We start from the raw sequence: 22,849 nt of genomic DNA, 5'->3' as shown, positions 1-22,849 counted from the left end.
CCCCTGGACGGTTGCGCTCCTTGTGCGTGCGGTCGGACTCCTGTCCGACCGCCGTGAGCTTCACCGCGAAGGTGCCGCCGGTTCCACGCGCACCGCGCACACCTTGAACTCCGGCATCCGCGAGGACGGATCGAGCGCCGGATTGGTGAGCGTGTTGGCCCGGCCCTCGCCGTGCCAGTGGAACGGCATGAAGACCGTGTCGGGACGGATGGCCCGGGTGACGCGCGCCGGCGCCACGGCACGACCGCGCCTGGAGACCACCGCGAGCCGGTCGCCGTCCACGACACCCAACTGTCCGGCCAGACGCGGGTGCAGTTCGACGAACGGGCCGGGGGCGGCGGCGTTGAGTTCGTCGACACGGCGTGTCTGCGCACCCGACTGGTACTGCGCCAGCACACGGCCGGTCGTCAGACGCAGCGGGTACTGCGCGTCCGGCTCCTCGGCCACCGGACGGTGCACTGCCGGGAAGAAGCGGGCGCGCCCGTCCGGTGTGGCGAAGCGGTCGAGGAAGAGCCGCGGCGTCCCGGGATGTGCGATTCCGGGCGGCCGGCTCCCGTCCCCCGCGCGCTGCTGCCCGGCCGTGTCGACGCTGTCCCCGCTGCCGCTGCCGCTGCCGCTGCCGCCGTCCCCGCTGCCGTACGGGCCTGCGTCCGGCCGTCCGTCCGGGCAGGGCCAGAAGACGCCGTCCTCTGCGGCGAGGCGCGCGTAGGTGATGCCCGAGTAGTCGGCCGGGCCGCCTGCCGAGGCACGGCACAGTTCCTCGAAGACCTCTTCCGCCTCTGCCGGGAAGCCCTTCTCCCAACCGAGGCGTGCCGCCAGCCCGTTGAGGACGCCGAGGTCGCTGCGCACACCCGCGGGCGGGTCGCACGCCTTGCGGCGCAGCAGGACCCGGCCCTCCAGACTGGTCGTCGTGCCCGTCTCCTCCGCCCACTGCGTCACCGGCAGGACGACGTCGGCGAGCTGCGCGGACTCCGAGAGAACCACGTCGCACACCGCGAGGAAGTCCAGTGCGCGCAGCCGCTCCTCCACGTGTGCCGCCCGCGGTGCGGAGACGACGGGGTTCGAGCCCATCAGCAGCAGTGCACGGACGTCCCCGCCGAGCGCGTCGAGCAGTTCGTACGCGCTGCGCCCGGGCACAGGGAGCACAGCGGGGTCGACGCCCCACACCTGTGCCACGTGTGCGCGCGCTGCGGGATCGTCGAGCTTGCGGTAGCCGGGCAACTGGTCGGCCTTCTGGCCGTGTTCCCGTCCGCCCTGTCCGTTGCCCTGCCCGGTGAGGCAGCCGTACCCGGACAGCGGCCGTCCGGCGCGCCCGGTGGCCAGGCACAGGTTGATCCACGCACTGACCGTGTCTGTGCCCTTCGACTGCTGCTCCGGGCCGCGGGCGGTGAGCACCATGGCGTCGGGTGTGTCGCAGAAGAGCCGGACGGCCTCGCGCAGCTCCGGTACGGAGACACCGGTGATGCGCTCGACCTGTTCCGGCCAGTGCGCCATCGCGGCGCTGCGCGCCTCGGGCCAGCCGCTGGTCCGCGTCCGGATGAACTCCTCGTCCAGCCTGTCCTCGGCGACGACCAGATGGAGCAGGCCGAGCGCCAGCGCGAGGTCGGTGCCGGGCCGCGGGGCGAGATGCAGGTCCGCGTGTTCGGCGGTGCGGGTGCGACGGGGATCGATGACGATCAACTTGCCGCCGTTCTCGCGCAGTTCGGTCAGATAGCGCAGTGCGGGTGGCATCGTCTCCGCCAGGTTGGAGCCGACGAGGACGACGCAGCCCGTACGTGCGACGTCCGAGAGGGGGAAGGGCAGGCCCCGGTCGAGGCCGAACGCTCTGATGCCTGCCGCAGCGGCGGAGGACATGCAGAAGCGGCCGTTGTAGTCGATCTGGGAGGTGCCCAGCACCAGCCGGGCGAACTTGCCCAGTGAGTACGCCTTCTCGTTGGTCAGTCCGCCGCCCCCGAAGACGCCCACCGCGTCGGCGCCCCGGGTGCTGCGCGTGCGCTCCAGCGCCGCCGCGGTCACGTCGAGGGCCTCGTCCCAGGTGGCGGGCTCCAGCAGGCCGGAGGACGGACGCCGTACGAGCGGCTCCGTGAGGCGCACGTGCGGGGCGAGGACCGCGTGCGCTGTCCGGCCCTTGCTGCACAGGGCGCCGCGGTTCACGGGGAAGCCGGGGCGTTCGACGACCTCCACGGGTGGCCCCGCCGCACTCGTGCCGGTCCGCGCCCCCGTTCCCCCGCCTGCGCCCTCGCCCGCATCCGCCGCAGGGCCGCCCGGCGCGCGACGCAGGGCCATGCCGCACTGGAGCGCGCAGTACGGGCAGTGCGTGTCGGTCCCGGCACTCGCTGCGGCTGCGGTGGGGGAGGCTGAGGGGCTCGCGTGCATGGGCACAGGATGGTGAGCGTCTGTTACGAGCGCCCGCTGCCCGCGTTACATGCCCGGCAAGCGGCCCTCAGCGCACCTGTCGCCTTCCGGTGAGGTGCCCGCTGTGAGCCCGCCGCAACGGGACGTGACGCGGGCGCAACAGGACGGCAACGACCTCCCGTCAGACTCCTGCCATGACGCCGTCGCTCCCCTCGCACTCGCGTTCCCGGCCCGGCCCCCGGCCCTTCGACGGCCTCGGAGGGCTCGACAGTACGGCGCAGCTCATGACCCGCCTCAGCACACAGCTCCAGACACAGCTCCGCTCCGTACGTGCGCCTCGCCCGGCGCGCGTGCCGCGGGCGCAGCCGCCGCACGCCCCGGTCCTCGTCGCCGCCGCCCACGGTTCCCGTGACCCCCGCGCGCTGCGCACCGTCGAAGCGCTGGTCGCCTCCGTACGGGCGATGCGCCCCGGACTCCACGTGGCCCTGGGACACGTCGAACTGAACGAGCCGCTGCTCTCCGGCACCCTCGCCGCTCTCCCCGCGGGACGGCAGGCCGTGGTCGTGCCGCTGCTCTTCGGACCCGGCCACCACGTCGACCACGACCTTCCGTCGGCAGTGGCGGACGCGCCGCACGTACGCGCCCGGATCGCGCAGCCGCTGGGGCCGCATCCGCTGCTGGCGGCGGCCCTGCACGACAGGCTGCGGGAGGCGGGCTGGCGGGACGCCGCCGCTGCCGGCCCCGCCGGCGGGCCGCAGCCGGCCCGCTGCTCCCCTTCGGACAGGCCCGCCGTCGTACTGGCCGCGGCGGGCTCCCGCAGCCCCGCGGCCGCTGCGGGAGCCGAGCGCACCGCGCGGCAGCTGCGCGAGAGCCTCGGCGGTGGCGTGCCGGTGGTCCCGGCGTACGCCTCGGCGGCACGTCCGGCAGTCGGCGAGGCCGTACGGGCGCTGCAGGCCGACGGGCACGCGCAGGTCGCCGTCGCGTCGTGCTTCACCGCTCCGGGGTACTTCGCCTCCCTGTGCGCGGCGCAGTCCCCCTGGATCGCCGCCGCCCCGATCGGCGCCCACCCTGCGCTCGCCGGACTCGTGCTGCACCGGTACGACGAGGCCCGCGCGGCTCCGGCCACTGCGGGCAGCACTCCCGCTCGGGCTCCGTCCTCCGCCGCCCCGTCCGTTTCTGTTTCCGCCGCCGCTCCCGCAGAGTGACCCGTCGCGGAGGACACCACAGCCCTGAGGGCCGCTCAGCCCGCGGGTCGGCTCGTACGCTCATAGGGCCGCAGTACCCCGCTGCCGTTACCGTCGGCGTATGCACGGCACGTACGAAGCAGAGGTCACAGGCGACACCGGGCCCTATGGCCTGTCCGACATCGAACGCTGGGCGCCCGAGCCCGACAAACGGCCGGGCCGTACCGCTTTCCAGCGTGACCGTGCACGGGTGCTGCACTCCGCCGCCCTGCGACGGCTCGCGGGCAAGACCCAGGTGGTGGCTCCCGGGTCCAGCGCCCAGGCGTGGGACGCGAGCCCCCGTACGCGGCTCACCCACTCCCTCGAATGCGCCCAGGTGGGACGGGAGTTGGGAGCGGCACTGGGCTGCAACCCCGACCTGGTGGAGACCGCCTGCCTGGCGCACGACCTGGGCCACCCGCCGTTCGGGCACAACGGTGAACGCGTACTCAGTCAGATCGCGGAGCCGTGCGGAGGGTTCGAAGGCAACGCACAGTCGCTGCGTCTGCTCTCGCGGCTCGAACCCAAGCGCTTCCTGGAGGTGGAAGCCGGCCCGGAGGGCGACCGTGGGAGCAGCCCCCAGCGCCTCCCCGTGGGTCTCAACCTCACCCGGGCGGCACTGGACGCGGCGACGAAGTACCCGTGGACGCGCGGCGGTCACCCCACCGACCCGGCCTCGCCGAAGTTCGGCGTCTACCCGGACGACCTGCCGGTCTTCCAGTGGTTCCGGGAAGGCGCCCCGGCAGAACGCAAGTGCTTCGAGGCACAGGTCATGGACTGGTCGGACGACGTCGCCTACTCCGTGCACGACGTGGAGGACGGCCTGCACGCCGGTCACCTGGATCCCAACATGCTGCTGGCCGAACCCGAGAGGCGTGACATCTTCGCCGTCACGGCAGCCCGCTACGCACCCGACGCAGGTCACGCCGAACTGGCCGCAGCCCTCGACCGGTTGCTGGAGCAGGAGTGGTGGCCGCACAGCTACGACGGCTCGGCTGTCGCACAGGCCAGGCTCAAGGACGCGACCAGTCAGCTGATCGGCCGGTTCTGTCTCGCGGCCGAGGGTGCGACACGCGCCGCCTACGGGTCGGGAAGGCTGACCCGCTACGCCGCGGAACTGGTCGTTCCCCGTGCGGCCCGGCTGGAGTGCGCGGTGCTCAAGGCGGTCGCCGACTGCTACGTACTGCAACGCCCCGATCTGGAACGCCTCAGGGCCGACCAGCGCGTCGTTCTCAACGAGCTCGCCACGGAACTGATCGCCCGTGCGCCCGACGGGCTCGACCCGCAGTTCCGTGCGCTGTTCGCCGAGGCGGACAGCGACGTGGCGCGGCTGCGCGTGGTCGTCGACCAGATCGCCGCACTGACCGACGTCTCGGCACGTTCACTGCACGGCCGTCTCACACGCGACCAGCGCGACCAGTAGTCCCTCCGGCCCGCCCGGGCGTGATCCGTCGCGTGACCACCCGCGGGCCCCTGTCCGGCAGCCGCGGAGGGCCTGCGGCCGGGGGCGGGCACGAGGCGGGATCAGGGGGAGCGCTCCGGCGGGAGGTGGGCAGGTCGTACCGCGGGTGTCCGTCTGTCCGCGCCACGCCGCCGTCCGTGGGCCTCTTCCCGCTGCCCGTCCGATGCGGGACGCTCACTTACGACGTTATCTGTCGGGGGGTCAGCGAGGAGGATCCAAGTGGTCGACGCACACCGGACGTTCGTCATCGTCGGTGGAGGGCTTGCGGGTTCGAAGGCAGCCGCGGCCCTGCGAGCGGAAGGGTTCACCGGCCGTGTGATCCTGATCGGCGACGAGCGTGATCACCCTTATGAGCGTCCGCCGCTCTCGAAGGGGTATCTCACCGGTTCCGACGACCGGGAAAGCGTCTTCGTGCACGCTCCCGCCTGGTACGCAGGTGCGGACATCGAACTCCACCTCGGGCAGACAGTCGTCGGACTCGACCGGGCAGGCAAGTATCTGCGGCTGGGCGACGGTACCCGCGTGCAGTACGACTCCCTCCTGCTGGCCACCGGTGCCGAACCCCGCCGGCTGGAGGTACCCGGGACCGGCCTGGCCGGCGTCCACCACCTGCGCAGGCTCGCCCACGCCGACCGGCTGCGCGGGAGACTGACGGCGCTCGGACAGGAGAACGGCCACCTGGTCATCGCAGGGGCAGGCTGGATCGGGCTCGAAGTCGCCGCGGCCGCACGCTCGTACGGTGCCGAGGTCACCGTCGTCGAACCGGAACCCACCCCGCTGTACACCGTCATCGGTCCCGAGATGGGCACCCTCTTCGCCGATCTCCATCAAGAGCACGGTGTGCGCTTCCACTTCGGTGCACGGCTCGCGGAGATCGTCGGACAGGACGGGATGGTGCAGGGCGTCCGGACGGACGACGCCGACGAGCACCCCGCACACGACGTGCTCGCGGCCGTCGGTGCCGCACCGCGTACCGCACTCGCCGAGTCGGCCGGGCTGGAGCTGGCCCCGGAGCCGGGCGGGGGCATCGCCGTGGACGCCTCTCTGCGGACCTCCGACCCCCACATCTACGCCGCGGGCGACGTCGCCTCGGTGACGTACGAGTCGTTCCCCTCGGCCGGGGGCGCCGCGGGGCGGAAGCCGCTGCGGGTCGAGCACTGGGCGAACGCCCTCAACAGTGGTCCCGCGGCCGCCCGTTCGATGCTGGGCAGGGAGGTCACGTACGACCGGGTGCCCTACTTCTTCTCCGACCAGTACGACGTGGGCATGGAGTACTCCGGCTACGCCCCGCCCGGCACGTACGACCAGGTCGTGTGCCGGGGAGACGTGGCGAAGCGGGAGTTCGTCGCGTTCTGGCTGCGGGACGACCGCGTACTGGCCGGGATGAACGTGAACGTCTGGGACGTCACCGCGCCTCTCCAGGAGCTGATCCGCTCCGACGCCCGTGTCGACCCGGAGGCGCTCGCGGACCCGGGTGTGCCGCTGTCCGCGCTGAGCGGCACGGCGGAGGGTGCCGGGAAGGTCTGAGGCGGCGCGTCCCCGAAGCGGCGAACGAGCGGCGAGCGAACGGCGAGCAGGGCGACGCGGCAGCCTACGGCGGCGGCAGGTCCCACGGCGCCGGTCCGGGGCGCGCGGGCGCGTGCGGCGACGTCCGGCGCGGCAGGCCCCGCCACCCCTGCCGCACCGGACGGGGTGTCGTCGGCCGGCCGTACAATTCCCAGGTGGCCGGAAGGATCAATGACGAGGACGTGAGGGCGGTTCGGGACGCGGTCCCGATCGACGCCGTCGTCTCCGAATACCTCCAGCTGCGCCCCGCGGGCGGCGGGAACCTCAAGGGCCTGTGCCCCTTCCACGACGAGAAGTCGCCCTCCTTCCACGTGAGTTCGAGCAAGGGCGTCTTCCACTGCTTCGGCTGCCAGGAGGGCGGGGACACCTTCGACTTCGTGAGGAAGGTCGACCACCTCTCCTTCTCCGAGGCCGTCGAACGGCTGGCCGCCCAGGCCGGCATCACCCTGCGGTACGAGGAAGGCGGGTACGGGCGCGCCTCCCAGCAGGGCGAGCGCACCCGCCTGGTCGAGGCCCACAAGGTCGCCGCGCAGTTCTACGCCGAGCAACTCCAGGGCCAGGAGGCGGAGATCGGCCGGCGCTTCCTCGACGAACGCGGCTTCGACAAGGAGGCGGCCGGGCACTTCGGTGTCGGGTACGCACCTGCGGGCTGGGACCATCTGGTGCGCTTCCTGCGCGGCAAGGGCTTCTCCGACAAGGAGCTGATCCTCTCCGGGCTCGCGCAGGAGGCCCGCAACGGCCGTCCGATCGACCGGTTCCGCGGCAGACTGATGTGGCCCATCAGGGACATCACGGGTGACGTCGTCGGCTTCGGCGCCCGCAGGCTGCGGGACGACGACAACGGCCCCAAGTACCTCAACACCCCCGAGACGCCGATCTACCACAAGTCGCAGGTGCTCTACGGCATCGACCTGGCGAAGAGGGACATCGCCAAGGGCAACCGGGCCGTCGTCGTCGAGGGCTACACGGACGTCATGGCGTGCCACTTGGCGGGCGTCACCACCGCCGTCGCCACCAGCGGGACGTCCTTCGGCGAGGGACACATCAAGATCCTCAGGCGGCTGCTGATGGACAACTCGCAGTCGGAGGTCGTCTTCACCTTCGACGGGGACGCGGCCGGGCAGAAGGCCGCGCTGCGGGCCTTCGAGGACGACCAGAAGTTCGCGGCCCGTACGTCCATCGCGATCACGCCGGAAGGCATGGACCCTTGCGAACTGCGGCTCGCGGAGGGCGACGAGGCGGTGGCCAAGGTCGTCGAGAGCCGGTCACCGCTCTTCGAGTTCGCGATCCGCTCGATCGTCGACCAGCACAACCTCGATACGGCGGAGGGCCGTTCGGCGGCGCTCGAACAGGCCGCGCCGGTCGTCGCGCAGATCAAGGACCCGTCGATCCAGCACGAGTACGCGGTGCGACTCGCGGGGCTGATCGGCATTCTGGACACGCAGTTCGTCGTGCGCCGTCTCGGCCAGCTGGCCCGCCGTCGGCATGCTGCTCCCGTTGCGCGCGGACGCAACTCCCCGGCACCGGCGGCCGCTCACGCATCCGCGACGGGGCTCTCCGGGACCGCCTCCCGCCCTGCGGCTCCCGGCGGCCCCGCCCTCAACCTGCGCAGCCCGGCACACCGTGTGGAGCGGGAGCTGCTCAAACTCGCCCTCCAGCGGCCCGAGCTGGTCGCTCCGGCCTTCGACGCCTACGGCACCGACGAGTTCACGGCACCCCCGTACGCCACAGTGCGACAAGCCGTGGAGGCAGCCGGGGGAGTGAGCGACGCCGACGCCGAGTTCATCGGCCGGGTACGCGCCGCCGCGCCCGACGACACGGTGCGTTCCCTGGTCAACGAACTCGTCGTGGAGCCGCTGCGCAGCGCACGCGGCCGCGAGCCGGACGAGATCTATGCGGGGATGCAGCTCGTCGCCGTCCGTCTCGCGGCGGTCAACTCCCGCATCGCCGATCTCGAAGGCACGGCCCGCCGCCTCGAAGCGCAGCGGGACGACGAGCGTGCCGTGTCGGTCCGGCAGGAGATCTGGACGCTTCAGCAGTACGGACGGGCCTTGCGGGAGCGCGGCGCGGCAGCCCTCTGAGGGGCCCTCCGAAGGGTTTCGGGGCGCGCAGTGGCGTAGCTGTGCGTATGGGACAAGTCACCGTCCATCTCAAAAACTGGGCGCACGCCCCTCGTGGCGGGAGTGTGTCGTACCCCACACTGGTGTGCGGTGCCTGAGTCCTCGGAGCGGGGTGGCGTCGCGGCCGGAGGGCCGGAGTCCCCCGCGGATCCGCACAGCATGTACGCCGCCCCCCGTACCCGGCAGCGAGCACTCTGGAGGTCGCCCCCGTGCAGACCCGGACCCTGACCAGCGCGGCTCCCCCCGCCCCGACGATGCCGGAAGCCGCCCCTCTGGCACCTGCGGGGGCTCCGCCCGCGGGGGCTCCACCTGTGCAGCCCGGCGAGTCCGCGTCGTCCGCCCCACCGGTTCCGGATCTGGAGCCGGACGAACCCGCCGTCGCCGCGCCCCCTCCGCGCGCGGCGAGGGAGGACGAGCCGGACAGGGAGAGCCCCGCGAAGCAGGAGACCACCAGCGGCCCTTCCGCCGACCTCTTCCGGCAGTACCTGCGCGAGATCGGCCGCATCCCGCTGCTGACCGCGGCCGAGGAGGTCGACCTCGCGCGCCGTGTCGAGGCTGGTCTCTTCGCCGAGGAGAAGCTCACCGACACCTCGGCGCTCGACGGTGAACTCGCCCACGAACTCGACCAGTTGGTCGTCATGGGCCGAATCGCCAAGCGCCGTCTCATCGAGGCGAACCTCCGCCTGGTCGTCTCCGTCGCGAAACGTTACGTCGGTCGCGGACTGACCATGCTGGACCTGGTGCAGGAGGGCAACCTCGGACTGATACGGGCGGTGGAGAAGTTCGACTACGCCCGCGGCTACAAGTTCTCCACCTATGCGACCTGGTGGATCCGTCAGGCGATGTCCCGCGCCCTCGCCGACCAGGCCCGTACGATCCGCGTCCCCGTGCACGTGGTCGAGTTGATCAACCGGGTCGTACGCGTCCAGCGGCGGCTGCTGCAGGAACGCGGATACGAACCGGCGCCCGAGGAAGTCGCCGCTCAGCTCGACCTCACCGAGGAACGGGTCAGCGAGGTGCTCCGCCTCGCCCAGGAACCGGTGTCGCTGCACGCGCCGGTCGGTGACGAGGAGGACGTCAATCTCGGCGACCTCATCGAGGACGGCGACGCGCCGTCACCGGTGGAGTCCGCCGCGTTCCTGCTGCTGCGGGAGCATCTGGAGGCCGTCCTCTCCACGCTGGGGGAGCGCGAACGCAAGGTCGTGCAGTTGCGCTACGGACTGGTGGACGGGCGTCCGCGCACGCTGGAGGAGATCGGCACCCTCTTCAACGTGACCCGTGAACGCATCCGGCAGATCGAGTCGAAGACCCTCGGCAAGCTCCGCGACCACGCCTTCGCCGACCAGTTGCGCGGCTACCTCGACTGAGTCACGCGGCCCCGCGTCCGGCCGCCGCCCCCGCCCTCCCCGCTGAAGGCGGTCCCGACAATGACGGCGAGCCACCTGACCGACGTGCCCTAGTCCACCTCCACCACCGCCGCCGCGAACTGCGACTTGTACAGGCGGGCGTAGGCCCCGTCCGCCTCCAGCAGTTCGCTGTGCGATCCCTGTTCCACGATGGACCCGTCCTCCATCACCAGGATCACGTCGGCGTCCCGGACGGTGGAGAGCCGGTGCGCTATGACGAAGCTGGTGCGCCCGTGGGACAGCCGCGCCATCGCTTTCTGGATGAGGACCTCCGTGCGGGTGTCGACGGAGCTGGTCGCCTCGTCGAGTACGAGGATGACCGGGTCGGAGAGGAACGCCCGGGCGATGGTGATGAGTTGCTTCTCACCGGCGCTCACTCCCGTGCCGTCCTCGTCGAGCACGGTCTCGTAGCCGTCCGGGAGGGTGCGGATGAACCGGTCCGCGTGCGCGGCCCGCGCCGCCTCCTCGATCTGGGAGCGCGTCGAGTCCTGCGCCCCGTAGGCGATGTTCTCGGCGATGGTGCCGCCGAAGAGCCACGTGTCCTGCAGCACCATCCCGATGTGGGAACGCAGCTCCTCGCGGTCCATGGCCGCCATGTCGGTGCCGTCGAGCAGGATCCGGCCGCCGCAGGTCTCGTAGAACCGCAGCAGCAGATTGACCAGGGTGGTCTTGCCCGCGCCCGTCGGGCCGACGATCGCGACCGTGCGGCCCGGCTCGACCGACAGCGACAGGTTCTCGATGAGGGGACGGTCCGGGTCGTAGCGGAAGCTGACCTTCTCCAACTCCACGCGTCCGCGCACTGCCCGGGGCCGCTGCGGGACCGCGGGCTCCGGCGACTGCTCCCCGGCGTCCAGGATCTCGAAGACGCGCTCGGCGGAGGCCACGCCGGACTGCACCAGGTTCGCCATGGAGGCGACCTGTGTGAGGGGCTGCGTGAACTGCCGCGAATACTGCACGAAGGCCTGCACGTCGCCGATGGACAAGGCACCGGAGGCGACCCGCAGCCCGCCCACGACCGCCACCAGCACGTAGTTGAGGTTCGCGATGAACATCATGGCGGGCTGCATGATCCCGCTGACGAACTGCGCCTTGAAGCCCGCGCGGCAGAGCGCCTCGTTGTGCTCCCTGAACGCCTCCGCGGACTCCTTCTGCCGCCCGAAGACCTTCACCAGTGCGTGCCCCGTGTACATCTCCTCGACGTGCGAGTTGAGCCTGCCCGTCGACGCCCACTGCTCGACGAACTCCGGCTGTGCCCGTTTGCCCAGCCGGGTGGCCACCGTCAGGGACAGCGGTACGGTCACCATCGCGACCAGCGCCAGCAGCGGCGAGATCCAGAACATCATCACCAGGACACCGACGATGGTGAGCAGCGAGTTGATGATCTGCCCCAGAGTCTGCTGCAGAGTCTGTCCGACGTTGTCGATGTCGTTCGTGACCCGGCTGAGCACCTCACCTCGCGTCTGCTTGTCGAAGTACGACAGCGGCAGCCGCGCGAGTTTCGCCTCCACCTGCTCGCGCAGCCGGAAGACAGTGTGGTTGATCGCCCGCACAGACAGACGCCCGCCGAGGAGCATCGTCAGCCCCGCGAGCGCGTAGATGACGAGCACGACGGCCAGCACCTGCGCGACGGCACCGAAGTCGATGCCCTGCCCCGGGGTGAAGTCCATGCCGGAGAGCATGTCGGCGACCTTTCCGTCGCCCGCGTTGCGCATGCGCTCCAGGACCTGCTCCCTCGTTGCGCCGTCCGGCAGTTGCCTGCCGATGTAGCCGGCGAAGATCAGGTCCGTGGCCTGGCCGAGCATCTTCGGCCCGAGCACACTCATGCTCACACTGAGCAGGACGAGCAGCCCCATGACGGCCAGCGTCGCCCGCTCCGGCGCGAACTGACCGAGCAGGCGTTTCGCCGATCCCTTGAAGTCGGACGAGCGCTGCGGCGGTGCGCCGCCGCCCAACATGCGCGCCGGCCCGCTCACGCCGCCTCCTGCTCGGTCAGCTGGGAGAGCACGATCTCCCGGTAGGTCTCGTTCCCGGCCATCAGCTCCTCGTGCCGGCCCGCTCCCGCGACCCGGCCCTCGTCCAGCACCAGGATCCGGTCGGCGTCGCGGATGGTGGACACCCGCTGGGCGACGATGACGACTGTCGCGTCCGCTGTCGTACGGGCGAGCGCCTCACGCAGCGCTGCGTCCGTGGCGTAGTCGAGCGCGGAGAACGAGTCGTCGAAGAGATAGATCTCCGGACGGTGCACCAACACCCGTGCGATGGCGAGCCGTTGACGCTGCCCCCCGGAGACGTTGTTGCCGCCCTGGCCGATCTGCGCGTCCAGTCCGCCCTCCATCGCAGCCACGAACCCACGGGCCTGCGCCGTCTCCAGAGCGGCCCACAGCTCCTCGTCCGTCGCGTCGGGGCGTCCGTAGCGGAGATTCGAGGCGACCGTGCCCGAGAACAGGTACGGCTGTTGCGGGACGAGTCCCACTGTCCGTGCCACCAGTTGCGGATCGAGCCTCCGCACGTCCTCGCCGCCGATCAGTACGACGCCCTCCGTCGCGTCGAACAGCCGGGGCACCAGCCCGAGCAGTGTCGACTTCCCGCTTCCCGTCGAACCGATCACCGCCGTCGTCTCGCCCGGCCGGGCCAGCAGATCGATGTCCTGCAGCACCGGTGCCTCCGCCCCCGGGTAGCGGAACCCCGCGCCGCGCAGCTCCAGCGTCCCGTGGCTGCCCAGCGTCCGTACGGGATCGGCGGGCGGTACGACGCTGGAGTCGGTGTCCAGCACCTCGGTGATGCGGTCGGCGCACACCTCCGCACGCGGCACGAGCATGAACATGAAGGTGGCCATCATCACGGCCATCACGATCTGCATCAGATACGCCAGGAACGCCGTCAGCGCGCCGATCTGCATCTCGCCGTCGTTCACACGGTGCGCGCCGAACCACACGACGACGACGCTGGAGGCGTTCACGACGGTCATGACGGTGGGGAACATCAGCGCCATCAGCCGGCCGCTGCGCAACTGCACGTCCGTCAGGGCGGAGTTGTGCTCGGTGAAGCGCCGCCGCTCGTACTCGTCCTTGACGAAGGCACGTATGACACGGGTCCCGGTGATCTGCTCCCGCAGCACACGGTTCACGCCGTCCAGCCGCTCCTGCATCGTGCGGAACAGCGGCCGCATCCGGTGCACGATCAGCCCGACGGAGACAGCGAGCACGGGGACGACGCCCAGCAGCACCGACGAGAGCGGCACGTCCTGCCCGAGCGCCATGACGAGCCCGCCGACGCACATGATCGGTGCCGAGACCATCAGGGTGAACGTCATCAGCACCAGCATCTGCACCTGCTGCACGTCGTTCGTCGTGCGGGTGATCAGCGAGGGCGCCCCGAACTTCGCGAGCTCACGTGCGGAGAACGTCTGCACCCGGTCGAAGACGGTGGCCCGCATGTCCCTGCCGAGTGCGGAGGCGGTCCGTGCGCCGATGAGGACCGCGCCGATGTTGCACCCGATCTGCGCGAAGGAGACGGCGACCATCACCCCGCCCACCCGCAGGATGTAGCCGGTGTCGCCCCGGACCACACCGTTGTCGATGATGTCGGCGTTGAGAGTGGGCAGATAGAGCGTCGCGGACGTCTGCACCAGCTGAAGCAGTACGAGCAGGAGCGCCGCACGCCTGTACGGGCGCACGTGGTCGCGGAGCAGACGGATCAGCACATGGGTCCCCGTGGCGGAAAAGAAGATCGAAAATGGTCCTCTCCATTTTCGAACACCTTTTGGGCCGGCGGCGTCAACTCCGGGCAAAGAGCCCGTTGATCGCTGTGAGCTGAACACCTGCCGGAGGGGCGTCCGCGTCCCGCCCGCCGGCGGCGGTCCGGTCACGCAGCCCGGGCCGGGTCAGTGCTTGAAGGCCCCCGGGTGCGTCTCCTCCCGTACCGCCACGTACTGCTGACGCACCGCCTGCCCGGCGGCGAAATCCTCACCGGCGTCGAACACCTGGCAATCGGCAGCCGGCCAGCGCGGGGGCTGCGCCGTGCCCTTGAGAGCCCAGGCCGCCTGCCGGGCCGCTCCCGTGGCGGTGTAGTCGGCAGGCCGGGGGACGACGACCTGCGCGCCGAAGAGCGCGGGTGCGACGGTCTGCACCGCCGGCAGACCCGCGGCCTGACCCAGCAGGAACAGCCGCCGCACCTGCACGCCCCGCCCGCGCAGCACGTCGAGGGCGTCGGCCAGTCCGCACAGCATGCCCTCGACCGCGGCCCGGGCCATGTGCTCCGGTTTCATGCTCTCGCGTCTCAGCCCGTGCAGGGACCCGGCTGTGTGCGGGAGGTCCGGGGTGTGCTCGCCCTCCAGGTAGGGCAGCAGCACGAGCCCGTATGCGCCGGGCGAGGACTTCATGGCCAGCTCGGAGAGCCCGTCGAGGTCGGTGCCCAGCAGTTCGGCGGTGCCGCGCAGTACACGGGTGGCGTTGAGCGTCCGTACCGCCGGCAGATGCATGCCGGTGGCGTCCGCGTACGAGGTGATGGTGCCCGTGGGGTCGGCGAGAGCCTCGTGGTGCACGGCGAAGACGGAACCGGACGCGCCCAGCGAGATCACGGCGTCGCCGAGGTTCAGACCCAGGCCGAAGGCGGCAGCCATCGTCTCGCCCGTGCCGGCGGAGATCAGCAGCCCCTCCGGCGTGCGTCCGGCGGGCTCCACGGGGGCGAGGACGTCGGGCATCGCCACCTGGTGCCCGAGCGCCAGCTCCACGAGGTCGGGCCGGTACATCTCCAGCGCCGCCGACCAGTAGCCCGTGCCGGAGGCGTCTCCGCGGTCGGTGGTACGGCGCAGCGGGCGGCCCAGGAGCTGCCACACCAGCCAGTCGTGCGGCTGGAGGACTCCGGCCACCCTGGATGCGTTCCCCGGTTCGTTGCGGGCGAGCCAGCGCAGTTTGGAGACGGGGTGGGCGGCCTGGGGCACGGCGCCGACGGCCTGCGCCCACGCCTCGCGTCCGCCCAGTGCGTCGACGAGGTCGGCGGCTGCCGACTGGACCCGTCTGTCGTTGCCCAGCAGCGCCGGGCGTACGGCCACTCCCGTGGAGTCCGTGGCGATCAGGCCCTGCTGCTGCGCGGCCACCCCGATCGCCTCGACGTCCGCGAACTGCCCGCTGCTCGCGGCCCGGCCCAGCGACATCAGCCACGACTGCGGGTCCTCGCGCGGGTCCGGGTGCTCGGCGTAGCCGTGCTTGACGACGGCACCGGAGTCCGCGTCGCAGACGACGATGCGCGTGTACTCCGCTGAGCTTTCCAGACCGGCGACTATCCCCATGGACCGGAATGATGCCCTACGCACCCGCGTACGTGGCTGCCCCCCTCTGCTGTCCGGCCCGTGCGGTCTGATGCTGCGGGACGGGAAGACCTAGCGTGGTCCGGGTGGACACCTATACGAGCAACCCGCTGAAGCAGTGTTCCCTGGACGAGCTGCGCCGCCGTACGAGCGCGAAATGGCGCGTCCATCCCGGCGACGTGCTGCCCCTGTGGATCGCCGAGATGGACGTGCCGCTGGCCGAGCCCGTCGTCGAGGCGCTGCGTGCGGCGGTCGGGGCGGGAGACACCGGATACGCGATGGGGGAGGGGTACTTCGAGGCACTGGACTCCTTCGCCGGGGAGCGCTGGGGCTGGCGCGTGGATGCGGAGCGTGCGGCGATCGTGCCCGACGTGATGGCGGGCGTCGTCGAGGTGCTGAAGCTGATCACGTCGCCGGGCGACGCGGTCGTCGTCAACTCCCCCGTCTATCCGCCCTTCTACCAGTTCGTCTCCCACATGGACCGCCGGGTCGTGGAGGCGCCGCTGGACGAGGAGGGCCGTCTGGACCTGGACGCACTCGCTGCGGCTTTCCGCACGGCCACCGCCGGCCCGGCACCGTCCGCGGGAACGCCGGCGCCGGGCCGCCGGGCCGCGTACCTGCTGTGCAGCCCGCACAATCCCACCGGCACCGTGCACACGGCGGACGAACTGGCCGCAGTGACGGGTCTGGCGGACGAATGGGGGGTACGTGTCGTCGCCGACGAGATCCATGCGCCCCTGGTGCTGACCGGCGCCCGGCACGTGCCGTACCTTTCGCTGCCGGGCACGGAACGTGCCTTCTCCCTGATGTCGGCGTCGAAGGCGTGGAACCTGGCAGGACTCAAGGCGGCGGTGGCGGTCGCAGGCAGTGAGTCGGCCGCGGAGCTGAAGCTCATGCCGGAAGAAGTCAGCCACGGCCCCAGCCACCTCGGCGTGATCGGCCACGTCGCGGGGCTGCAGCACGGCACCGGCTGGCTGGACGCACTGCTGGCCGGACTGGACGAGAACCGGCAGCTGCTCGCGGAGCTGCTCCGCCAGCACCTGCCCGATGTGCGCTACCGGCAGCACCAGGGCACGTTCCTCGCCTGGCTCGACTGCCGCGCGCTGGGCCTCGACGATCCCGCCGCCGCCTTCCTGGAGCGGGGCCGCGTCGCCCTCGTCCCCGGGCCCGCCTTCGGCACGGGCGGCGAGGGGTTCGTCAGGCTCAACACGGCGACGTCCCCGGAGATCCTCGAAGAAGCGGTGCGGAGGATGGCGTCCGCCGTCTGACGGCTTCCCTCACTCCCGCCTCCCTGCCTGCCGCGCCGCCGGCCCGGCCCTCTCGGCTACGGACTGCGCGGACGCGGCGGCAGGGGGTGCGGAAGGTCAGGCGGGCTTACGGGCGACGCCGGCGTACCCCGGGGCGGCGTCCGGTTCGTCCGCCTCGGGACGCCACCGGCAGATGGGGACCAGACCGGGCTCGACCAACTCCAGCCCGGTGAAGAAGAGTTCCACCTCTTTCCTGGGCCGCAGCTGCAGGGGGGTGCCCTCCGCCCTGTAGATCTCCTCGACCTTCTTCATGGAGGGATCCAGCTCCGCGCTGCCGTAGGTGAGCACCAGGAAGCTGCCGGGGGCGAGCCTGCCGACCATGGAGCGGACGAGTTCGTAGGGCCCGTACTCGTCGGGAATGAAGTGGAGCAGCGCGTTGAAGGAGAGGGCGACGGGCTCGTCCAGGTCGAGGGTCTCCCGCACGTTCCGCGCCCCGAGGACGTCGTCGTGGCGGACGTCCGCCTGTACGTACGTGGTCCGGCCCTCGGGGGTGCCGTCCAGCAGGGCGTCGGCGTACTCGAGCACCACCGGGTCGTGGTCGACGTAGACCACTCGGCAGCGGGGGTCCACGCCCTGCGCGACCTGGTGCAGATTCGGCTCGGTGGGGATGCCGGAACCGATGTCGACGAACTGACGGATGCCGTACTCGCCGGCGAGGCACTTGGTGACCCGGTGCATGAAGCTGCGGTTGCCCCGGGCGCTCGCCTTCGCGGTGGGCAGGACCGTGAGCACCTTCTCGGCGGCCTCCCGGTCGACCGGGTACCAGTCCTTGCCGCCGAGGTAGTAGTCGTACATCCGGGCCGAGTGCGGCCTGCTGGTGTCGATCTCCGTGCGGCCGCCGGCGGTCATCGTGCCGCCCGGGGGAGCCGGGGAGCGGCGGGGACCGCGGGGAGTGAGCTGAGGCCCGGGCTGTTCACGGGCGACCTCCAGAGGCGGGCGAAAGTGCGCACTGACGGACGGGAATCTACGGTCCCGGTAGCAACTGCGTTGTGCTGCAGTCACGTTGAAAGTAGCAGGCGGCGCTGGCCGGTCGCAGAGCTGCTCGCCCGTCAGCCGCGGCGCGAGACGCCACGTCGACCGGAGGCACCGGGGGAGCGGCCCCGGGAACTGCTCGCGGCTGTCCTCCTCAGCCGCACAGGCACTCGCATCAACCCCCACCGCACCCCTGCGCGTCGGCTCCCCGCGCGGCAGCAGCGTCCGCGCGGGGAGCCTCCGCACCCTTCCGGTCAGCCCCGCAGGTTCAGCAACGCTTCGACGAAGCGGCGTTCTCGGGCGTCGGGTCCCCCGCCTTCCGCACGGAGCCCACCGCCGCGGTGCACTCCGAAACGGTGGCCGTACCGTTCGACCAGAACTCCTGCTGGGTGGTGTCGGTCCACGCCTTGAGGCCCAGGATCTTGTCCTGCGAGTAGCTGTAGACGCCGGTGGTCACGTCGTAGTCACCCGCAGTGCCGTGGAAGCTGTCCCACACCCAGACGTAGCCGTAGTTCTCCTGGCAGTCCGGTGAGTAGAACTGCTTGACCGAGGCGATGGTGACACCGCTCCGCTTGACGTACCCGGTGGTGCCGATCTGGTACGCGTCGTCGCAGACCCCCGCGGCCTGGGCAGCCCTGCTCGCCGGATTGCCCTTGGCCGAGGGCGCGGTGGACTTCGAGATGCTCCGCTCCGACGGCTTCGGTGCGGGTCCGCTGCCTGCGTAGGCGGCTCCCGCGGGGATCGCCACCATCGCGCAAGTCAGCGCGGCGATCAGGATTTTGGCATGGCGAATGCGCATTTTTCCCCCTCATGGTCAGAAAACACGACCGCAGAATCTTGCGGCTCTTGCCCGGAAAGTTCCGGCGTCCAAGAAGACACGCGCCCACGCCGAGAGGTTGTACGGGGATACGTCCGTTTCTGACGGAGCGTCCGTTCCGGTCCGTCCGGCGCCTCCGCCCCGCCTGCCGAGGTCAGGCGGCCGAACGCAGGTCCGCGACCACGAGCTCTCTCATGTCGCCCGGTTCGACGCCCAGTTGCTGGAACAGCCCCGTCGAGATCTTGTCGTCCCCCCGCAGCAGCGCGAGCACGATGTGCTCGACCCCGATGTGCCGGTCCTTACGGGAGATGGCCTCCCGGAGTGACAACTCCAGTGCTTTCTTGGCGCGTTGGGTGAAGCGGATGTGCCCGGACGGACCCTTCACCTCTGACGGGAGTCCCAGGCTCCCCCTGCTCTGCGGGAGTTGCCGCCGCATGAAGGGCAGCCTCCGCCGCCGTCCGGCCGCGGGGTCCGACTGGGAGTGAGGTGCGTCGAGGGCCCCGTCGCCGAATGCGTTCTCGGCCCGCCGGCGGATCTCGTCGAGGTCGATGCCGAGCGCCTTGAGCGCCTCGGCGTCCTCGGGTCCCAGTGTGTCGTTGTTGCTGCTGACCACGTTCGCCACCGCTGCACGGCAGTTCCCGGCGGTGACCCCGAGGCGTACCAGGGTTGCGGCGCCCGGCGCCTCTGCCTGCTGACTCACCGCGGCGAGCAGCAGATGCTCCGTGCCGATCCAGTCATGGCCCAGACTCCGTGCTTCCTCCTGGGCGCCGACGACCACTGTCCGTGCCGCCTTCGTGAAACGCTCGAACATCCTCGCCTACCTCCTCGCATGCTTCTTGTGTACGGCCTGCCTGCTCACGCCGAGGGCTGCCCCGATCTCGTCCCAGGACCAGCCCTGGGAGCGGGCGCTGTCGACCTGCAGCGCCTCGAGGCGCTCTGTCAGCCGCCGCAGCGCGGCGACGGCCTTCAGTCCCACGCGGGGATCGCTGTCGAGCGCGGCCTCGGCGGTGTCCACTGCTTCTCGTGCGTCCGATGCGGCCATGGTGTCAACCTAGGATGACAATGCGGAGCTGTCAACCAATATTGACAACCTGGTCGGGGGGGGGAGGCGGGCCAGGGGGCAAAAAAGAAGCCACAGGACGGAGTTGCGTCCTGTGGCCGCCCTCGACGGGGCTGTTCTCCGCAGCCGGAGGTCCGGGTCTGCGCCGTGACGGTGGGGCGGGTGGGACTCGAACCCACGGCCGACGGATTATGAGTCCGTTGCTCTAACCGGCTGAGCTACCGCCCCGTACGACAGGCAACGCACATCTGTGCGCGCCGCGTCTGCCGCAGCATAGCTGCTCATACGATCTCCCGCCCGTGCCGGGTGGAGACGTACGGGATGGAGGACTCCGAGTACCGGGTGATCGGTTCCCGCCCGTCCCAACAGACTTGTCCGGCAAGGAAAACGGCAAACAAAAGAGCCCCCTCAGGGGCTCTTTCAGGTGCTCCCGCGACTGGACTCGAACCAGTAACCTGCCGGTTAACAGCCGGCTGCTCTGCCGATTGAGCTACACGGGACTGCTCTGCTCGGACGCGCCCACTTGGAGTCGGCGGCGTTCCCTCGCTGCGGGCAATACATTAGCGCATGCCAGGGGGTACTCCGAAATCGGTATCGGTGCGGCCTCGCGCCCATCGAGAAGCCGATGGATCCGAGAGAACCGAGAGAAGGGTGGAGCCATGCGCTATCGGCTCACGTTCGTCGCTGGAGTGGCCGTCGGGTACGTGTTCGGTACGCGTGCCGGGCGTGAACGCTACGAACGTCTCCGGCAGTCCGCACAGCAGTTCGCCGAGAACCCGGCCGTGCGCAACGCTGCCGAGAGCGCCGCGCAGTCCGGCAGGGAAGCCGCCTCGAAGGCGGCGGGTCTGGTCTCCGAGAAGATCGGGCACCGGCTGCCCGACTCGGTGAACGAAAAGGTTCGTGCGCTCCGCGACCACAGGACGCCTATGGACGACGGGTGGGGCACCAGCAACTCGTAGTTCCTGCTGGGCTGCGGCGCGGTCCGCTCGGCGGTGTGCGAACCGGCATCCTTCCGGTTCGCACACCGCCGTCGTCGTGCGGGGGGTGGTGCCCGGCGTTGCTCCGCTCCGGCAGGCGGAGCGGGCCGTCGTCAGGTGCCGGGAAGCGGGCGGACCAGGGCCGGGTCGAGCAGCGGCTCCAGCAGGTCTCCGGTGCGTTTCACGCGGGCGGGCATCCCGGGGGCGGAGAAGGCCAGCTCGTCGGGGTGCTCGGCGGCGAGAAGCTCGTCCCATGTGAGGGGAGCGGAGACGCTGGGCTGCTGCTTGGCGCGGAGAGTGTAGGGCGCGGCAGTGGTCTTGGCGGCTGCGTTCTGAGAGTGGTCGACGAAGACCTTCCCGGGGCGCAGGGCCTTGGCCATCCTGCTGAGCGCGAGGTCCGGCATGGCTCTCTCCGCTTCCTGTGCCGCCCTCTTCGCGTAGGCGGAGACCGTCGAGGAGGGGGTGACCTCGATGGAAGCCAGGAGGTGCAGCCCCTTGCCCCCGGAGGTCTTGGGGAGCAGTGTGATGTCGTCGGCCGCGAGACGTTCGCGCAGCCAGAGAGCGACGGTCCGGCACTCCAGGACCCCGGCACCGGGGCCCGGGTCGAGATCGAAGACGAGACGGTCCGCGTGGACCTCGTGCTCGACGCGCCACTGCGGAGTGTGCAGCTCCAGTGCGGCGAGGTTGGCCGCCCAGACGAGAGTGGCGAGGTCGTGGATCAGCACCTGCTGCAGCGGGGTGCTGCTGACCTTGGTGATCTCGTGGACGGTCACCCAGTCGGGGGCGCCGGGCGGCACATTCTTGGCGAAGAAGGCGGTGGAGTCGACGCCGTCCGGATAACGCAGGAAGGAGACCGGGCGACCGCGGAGATGCGGCAGGAGCACATCGGCGACGCTCACGTAGTAGTGCAGTGCCTCACCCTTGGTGAAGCCGGTGGCCGGATAGAGCACCTTGTCGAGATTGCTGAGAGCCAGGCGGCGGCCCTCGACCTCCGTGAACGGCATACCCTGAGAGTCCCATAGAAGGGACGAACCATGCGATCCATCTGGAAAGGGTCCATTTCCTTCGGGCTGGTCTCCATACCCATCAAGGTGGTTTCGGCCACCGAGAGCCACAGTGTCTCCTTCCACCAGGTGCACACGTCCGACGGCGGACGCATCCGCTACCGGAAGGTGTGCGAACTGGAGGAGAAGGAGGTGCCGCGCGAGGAGATCGGCAAGGGATTCGAGACCGGCGACGGGACGACCGTCCAGCTGACGGACGCCGACCTGGCCGCTCTGCCGCTGCCCACCGCGAAGACCGTGGAGATCCTGGGCTTCGTCCCGGCCGAGGACATCGATCCGATCCAGCTGGACCGCTCGTACTACCTGGCGGGCGACGGCCGGTCCGCCGCCAAGCCGTACGCACTGTTGCGTGAAGCGCTGAAACGCTCGGGCAAGGTCGCGGTCGGCAAGCTGGCCATGCGAGGGCGGGAGAGCCTGGGGCTGCTGCGGGTGTACGAGGACGTCCTCGCCCTGCACACCATGCTCTGGCCGGAGGAGATCCGGTCCGCGAGCGGCGTCGCGCCCGAGGAGGACGTCTCGATCCGTGACGCGGAGCTGGACCTCGCGGACACCTTGATGGAGACCCTCGGGGAGCTGGACTGGTCGGAGCTGCACGACGAGTACCGGGCGGCCGTCGAGCAGCTCGTGACGGCCAAGATGGAGGGCGTCGACACGTCCGGGATGGGAAGGGAGGCGGCTGCCGCCTCCGGCAAGGGGCAGGTCGTGGACCTCATGGCCGTACTGGAGAGCAGTGTGCAGGCGGCGCGCCAGTCACGGGGCGAGGAGGGTGCGCCGGCCTCGGAGGATGCGACTGTGCACCAGCTGCGGGGCGGCAAGAAGACCGCGGCGCAGCAGAAGCCGGGTGCGGCGAAGAAGGCTTCGGGCACGGCGGCGAAGTCCGCGGGCGGCGGCGGCAGCCGGGCGGCGGCGAAGAAGACGACGGCGGGGAAGGCGGCTGCGAAGCCGGCCGCGAAGCAGAAGGCGGCGGAGAAGAAGAGCACCGCGAAGAAGGCCGCCGACAGCAGGAAGACGGCTGCGGCGAAGAAGTCCGCCGGGAAGAAGGCGGCGCAGAAGCCGACAGCACAGAAGTCGGCCGCACAGAAGACGGCGGCGAAGAAGGCGGCCCGTCCGCGCAAGTCCGCATAGTGGGCCGACGTGCAGCCTGTGCCTCTGGCCGCCTGCACGCGCGCAGGGGAGCGCAGGCAGACCGGTGCGTCTTCCTGTCCGGGCATT

At 70.9% G+C, this 22,849-nt stretch carries 17 protein-coding genes and 2 tRNA genes; 8 read left to right on the top strand and 11 right to left on the bottom strand.

The window, feature by feature from the left end; all coding sequences use genetic code 11:
- Positions 1-60: 60 nt before the first annotated feature.
- Positions 61-2,376, bottom strand: coding sequence for a molybdopterin oxidoreductase family protein (locus ACFPA8_RS03280; protein ID WP_386441922.1), 2,316 nt, complete (start codon positions 2,374-2,376; stop codon positions 61-63).
- A gap of 173 nt (positions 2,377-2,549) precedes the next feature.
- Between ACFPA8_RS03280 and ACFPA8_RS03275 the strand changes: the two genes are divergently transcribed.
- From ACFPA8_RS03275 to ACFPA8_RS03255, 5 genes are all read left to right on the top strand, one after another.
- Positions 2,550-3,560 (top strand): sirohydrochlorin chelatase, encoded by a 1,011-nt coding sequence (locus ACFPA8_RS03275; protein ID WP_386441919.1) that lies wholly within the window; start codon positions 2,550-2,552, stop codon positions 3,558-3,560.
- A 100-nt stretch (positions 3,561-3,660) separates the two neighbouring features.
- Positions 3,661-5,001 (top strand): deoxyguanosinetriphosphate triphosphohydrolase, encoded by a 1,341-nt coding sequence (locus ACFPA8_RS03270; protein WP_386441916.1) that lies wholly within the window; start codon positions 3,661-3,663, stop codon positions 4,999-5,001.
- Positions 5,002-5,259: 258 nt separating this feature from the next.
- Complete coding sequence (locus ACFPA8_RS03265; RefSeq protein WP_386441913.1) at positions 5,260-6,567, top strand: NAD(P)/FAD-dependent oxidoreductase; 1,308 nt, start codon at positions 5,260-5,262, stop codon at positions 6,565-6,567.
- A gap of 194 nt (positions 6,568-6,761) precedes the next feature.
- A complete protein-coding gene (gene dnaG / locus ACFPA8_RS03260) occupies positions 6,762-8,687 on the top strand; it encodes a DNA primase (RefSeq protein ID WP_386441910.1) in 1,926 nt (641 codons plus the stop codon).
- A gap of 248 nt (positions 8,688-8,935) precedes the next feature.
- On the top strand, positions 8,936-10,093 hold the full coding sequence (locus tag ACFPA8_RS03255) for an RNA polymerase sigma factor (protein WP_386441907.1): 1,158 nt from the start codon (positions 8,936-8,938) through the stop codon (positions 10,091-10,093).
- A gap of 89 nt (positions 10,094-10,182) precedes the next feature.
- Here ACFPA8_RS03255 and ACFPA8_RS03250 read toward each other — a convergent pair whose 3' ends face one another.
- From ACFPA8_RS03250 to ACFPA8_RS03240, 3 genes are all read right to left on the bottom strand, one after another.
- Positions 10,183-12,105 carry an ABC transporter ATP-binding protein gene (locus ACFPA8_RS03250; RefSeq protein WP_386441904.1) on the bottom strand — a complete coding sequence of 641 codons (1,923 nt, stop codon included), beginning with the start codon at positions 12,103-12,105 and terminating at the stop codon, positions 10,183-10,185.
- Positions 12,102-13,835, bottom strand: a complete 1,734-nt coding sequence (locus ACFPA8_RS03245) for an ABC transporter ATP-binding protein (RefSeq protein ID WP_386441901.1) — start codon at positions 13,833-13,835, stop codon at positions 12,102-12,104. Before ACFPA8_RS03245 ends, ACFPA8_RS03250 begins: the two co-directional genes overlap by 4 nt.
- Before the next feature lie 180 nt (positions 13,836-14,015).
- Positions 14,016-15,422 (bottom strand): FGGY family carbohydrate kinase, encoded by a 1,407-nt coding sequence (locus ACFPA8_RS03240; RefSeq protein WP_386441899.1) that lies wholly within the window; start codon positions 15,420-15,422, stop codon positions 14,016-14,018.
- Positions 15,423-15,517: 95 nt separating this feature from the next.
- Between ACFPA8_RS03240 and ACFPA8_RS03235 the strand changes: the two genes are divergently transcribed.
- Positions 15,518-16,708, top strand: a complete 1,191-nt coding sequence (locus tag ACFPA8_RS03235) for a MalY/PatB family protein (protein WP_386441896.1) — start codon at positions 15,518-15,520, stop codon at positions 16,706-16,708.
- 96 nt (positions 16,709-16,804) lie between these two features.
- On the opposite strand, the gene ACFPA8_RS03230 is transcribed toward ACFPA8_RS03235, so the two are convergent.
- The 6 genes from ACFPA8_RS03230 to ACFPA8_RS03205 all read right to left on the bottom strand — a co-directional run bounded on the left by ACFPA8_RS03230 (position 16,805) and on the right by ACFPA8_RS03205 (position 20,096).
- Positions 16,805-17,596, bottom strand: a complete 792-nt coding sequence (locus ACFPA8_RS03230; RefSeq protein WP_386441893.1) for an SAM-dependent methyltransferase — start codon at positions 17,594-17,596, stop codon at positions 16,805-16,807.
- A 391-nt stretch (positions 17,597-17,987) separates the two neighbouring features.
- Positions 17,988-18,518: a hypothetical protein gene (locus ACFPA8_RS03225; RefSeq protein ID WP_386441890.1), complete on the bottom strand. Its 531-nt coding sequence runs from the start codon at positions 18,516-18,518 to the stop codon at positions 17,988-17,990.
- 172 nt (positions 18,519-18,690) lie between these two features.
- A complete protein-coding gene (locus ACFPA8_RS03220) occupies positions 18,691-19,347 on the bottom strand; it encodes a Clp protease N-terminal domain-containing protein (RefSeq protein ID WP_386441887.1) in 657 nt (218 codons plus the stop codon).
- 6 nt (positions 19,348-19,353) lie between these two features.
- Positions 19,354-19,578 (bottom strand): hypothetical protein, encoded by a 225-nt coding sequence (locus tag ACFPA8_RS03215; RefSeq protein ID WP_386441884.1) that lies wholly within the window; start codon positions 19,576-19,578, stop codon positions 19,354-19,356.
- A gap of 172 nt (positions 19,579-19,750) precedes the next feature.
- Positions 19,751-19,824 (bottom strand) — tRNA-Ile (locus ACFPA8_RS03210).
- Positions 19,825-20,023: 199 nt separating this feature from the next.
- Positions 20,024-20,096 (bottom strand) — tRNA-Asn (locus tag ACFPA8_RS03205).
- A 159-nt stretch (positions 20,097-20,255) separates the two neighbouring features.
- On the opposite strand from ACFPA8_RS03205, the gene ACFPA8_RS03200 reads away from it, so the two are divergent.
- Complete coding sequence (locus tag ACFPA8_RS03200; RefSeq protein ID WP_386441881.1) at positions 20,256-20,555, top strand: YtxH domain-containing protein; 300 nt, start codon at positions 20,256-20,258, stop codon at positions 20,553-20,555.
- 131 nt (positions 20,556-20,686) lie between these two features.
- On the opposite strand, the gene ligD is transcribed toward ACFPA8_RS03200, so the two are convergent.
- Positions 20,687-21,577 carry a non-homologous end-joining DNA ligase gene (gene ligD, locus ACFPA8_RS03195; protein WP_386441879.1) on the bottom strand — a complete coding sequence of 297 codons (891 nt, stop codon included), beginning with the start codon at positions 21,575-21,577 and terminating at the stop codon, positions 20,687-20,689.
- Positions 21,578-21,607: 30 nt separating this feature from the next.
- Between ligD and ku the strand changes: the two genes are divergently transcribed.
- Entirely contained in the window at positions 21,608-22,762 is a 1,155-nt protein-coding gene (gene ku, locus ACFPA8_RS03190) for a non-homologous end joining protein Ku (protein ID WP_386441876.1), read from the top strand.
- Positions 22,763-22,849 lie beyond the last annotated feature (87 nt).

Origin of the sequence: Streptomyces ovatisporus (assembly GCF_042653885.1) — a bacterium.
GTDB lineage: Bacteria > Actinomycetota > Actinomycetes > Streptomycetales > Streptomycetaceae > Streptomyces > Streptomyces ovatisporus.
The sequence above is the reverse complement of the archived record's forward strand: the minus strand, read 5'-3'. Positions and strand labels throughout refer to the sequence as shown.